This window comes from Tateyamaria pelophila (assembly GCF_019966495.1).
Taxonomy (GTDB): Bacteria; Pseudomonadota; Alphaproteobacteria; order Rhodobacterales; family Rhodobacteraceae; genus Tateyamaria; species Tateyamaria pelophila.
This window is the reverse complement of sequence record NZ_JAIMIA010000267.1, coordinates 1-2,390: the sequence shown is the minus strand read 5'-3', so window position 1 is coordinate 2,390 and position 2,390 is coordinate 1. Positions and strand designations below refer to the sequence as shown.

Genomic DNA, 2,390 nt, shown 5'->3' with positions numbered 1-2,390 from the left:
TCAGCAAAGAAGAAGTGGCGAAAGATCTCCGGACCAAACCGCCTGCCCGAAGTCATTCAGGGGGTTGAGTTCAAGGACGGGATCAAGCAACTTCAAAACGCCGCCTGATGAAGCCCGTCACCAACTTTTGGGCATATCTCCTTGCGGGCTGTTCAGTTACTGCTCGGGCATACCAAGATGGACAGCACGGTCAGGTATCTTGGCGTCGAGCTTGAGGATGCACTCGCCATTGCTGAAGCGATCGAAATCTAGCGAAATGGGCCGTCTTCACGGACGGCCCGCCGCGGACCTTCGAAACTTCATACGGCGGTGCGGTGCAGTCCGTCATCGCTTACGTTCGCCGCACCCGCGAAATCGAGTGATGCACGAACTTACTCTATGCGGCCAAAGCTGATGTCGGACCCTACGCTTTTTGTCGAAGAACCAATGCCAATTGGTCGTTTTCGTGCGCAGGACCAAACTCAGTGGCAATTGAGTTGCCAGAGCCTTCCATTGCTGTTTGAAAGCGTCAAGCCGTTCAAGAAATGTCTCGGAGCCTGCTTTGACCACAACACTTATCGTTCTGGCGCATCCCGATCCACGTTCCTTCAACGGTGCATGGGCAAACGCAACTAAAAGCGCATGTGAAGCGCTAGGTGATACGGTTCTCTGCTCTGATCTTGTAGCAATGGGGTTCGACCCAGTCGAACGTGCGAGCCATTATCCTCGTGAGCAGGCTGATCCCTGCTTTGATGCGCTCAAAGCGCAGGAAGAGGCCGCCGATCAGCATCGTCTTCCTGCAGACGTCAATCTGGAAATCGAAAAGCTACGTCGTGCCGATCGCGTTGTATTTCACTTCCCGATTTGGTGGTTTGCGCCTCCTGCAATTCTCAAGGGTTGGTTTGATCGGGTGTTGGCGCATGGCGCACTTCACTCTGTGGAGCATCGCTTTGACGCTGGTCACTTTCGTGGCCGGAAGGTCCTGTTTTGCGCAACCACCGGATCGGGCGAAACAGAAAGCGCCTTCAACGGGAAGGAAGGCGACATTCAGATGTTGCTTTGGCCTGCGGCCTACACGCTCAGGTACCTTGGGTTTTCAGTTGCAGTTCCCGAAATCGTGCATGGTGTTCATGGATATCACCGAGGTGCCAGACAAGAGGCTCTTCAGGGTCGCCTTGCCAGTGTTTTGGATGCACAAGACAGGCTGATGGCGGAATTCGAAAGCCGTGCCCTTCTTCAGTTCAATGCGGACACCGACTTCGATGAAGACGGTAGGCTCAAAGCAGATCGTCCAAGTTTGAGCCACTTCATTAGAAAAGATCCATGACAGACTTTGCCTAGTGAGCCACCTACGGCTTGCAGCTGCCTTCCGCACCACAGCAGGTTCTTTGTGTTCCATGCCATTGTGAACAACACGGACGGCCCATTGCTGCCGTTGACCACTAGGCCCGGATGCTGCGATTGCAGCCCGCTTTGCGGTCATTCGCTGCACGCGCAAAATGGAGGGTACGTCGAATTAGCGGTCTGCGGGACCAACCGGGTGTTTGAGTTGCACAAGCGAACGTCCGCTCCGCTCGTAAAACCTAACGCATTCCAGCGCCCGAAAGCGCTGCCGTCAACGCATCCGCTTCTTTCTGAACGGGATACGGGAAGATACGCTTTGAGTGGGCAAGGCTGTACTTGGGCGCGATTTCATTGATCCTCGCAACGCCCTGCTTTGCGCCCTCGGTGTCACCAACCTCCCAAAGCGCGCGCACCATTTGGACTCGTGCTGGAACAAAACGCGGGACGCGATCCAATACAGATTGAAAGTGCCCTATCGCTACCTCCTGCTCCCCCAATAAAAGGTGGCGATGGCCTTGCGGGAATTCCCAACTGGGCGGCAGAAAACTGTCTTTTGAGAACACAGTCTCCAGAAGCGGTCCGGCGTCTTGCGGGCGTGCAAGGCGGTTCATGGTCTCGCCGTAGGCCAGATAAGCCTCGGCGTTTTCAGGGTTGCGCGTCAAGGCTGCGTCAAAGGCAGCGATGGTTTCCTGGGGTCGCCCAAGATACCCGAGCACCCAACCGAGCCGCGCATATCCGAGTGCCGCGTTGCCGTCTCGCCTGATGGCTTCGCGCGCAAGACCCTCTGCGGCATCCAGCGTTTTGTCACTGCCGGGCAATCCAAAAACATATAGCGTGGTGCGGCAATAGGCCTGCTGCGCGTAGGCGTTGGCAAAATCAGGGTCCAGTTCTGCCGCTTTCGCGAAGTGCGAAAGCGCTTCGAAAAAGGCTTGAGGCTCATAGCGAAAGTACGCGTAGCGGCCTTTTTGGTAGGCGTCATATGCCTTAGAGTGTTGATTTTCGCTGAGAAGTGACCCGGTAGCCCCCCAGATTTTCACTGAGAACTGACCCATGTGAACACATTGCCC

At 55.6% G+C, this 2,390-nt stretch carries 2 protein-coding genes and 1 pseudogene; 2 read left to right on the top strand and 1 reads right to left on the bottom strand.

Annotated elements, in window-relative coordinates; all coding sequences use genetic code 11:
* Positions 1–138: 138 nt before the first annotated feature.
* Together LC354_RS27480 and LC354_RS27475 are read left to right on the top strand one after the other, a co-directional pair.
* Positions 139–252 (top strand): annotated as a pseudogene (locus tag LC354_RS27480) (integrase); the annotation flags it as partial.
* Positions 253–541: 289 nt separating this feature from the next.
* Entirely contained in the window at positions 542–1,306 is a 765-nt protein-coding gene (locus tag LC354_RS27475) for an NAD(P)H-dependent oxidoreductase (protein ID WP_223429108.1), read from the top strand.
* Positions 1,307–1,562: 256 nt separating this feature from the next.
* Here LC354_RS27475 and LC354_RS27470 read toward each other — a convergent pair.
* Positions 1,563–2,390, bottom strand: an 828-nt coding sequence (locus LC354_RS27470) for a tetratricopeptide repeat protein (protein WP_223429107.1), incomplete at its 5' end; no start/stop codon positions are given.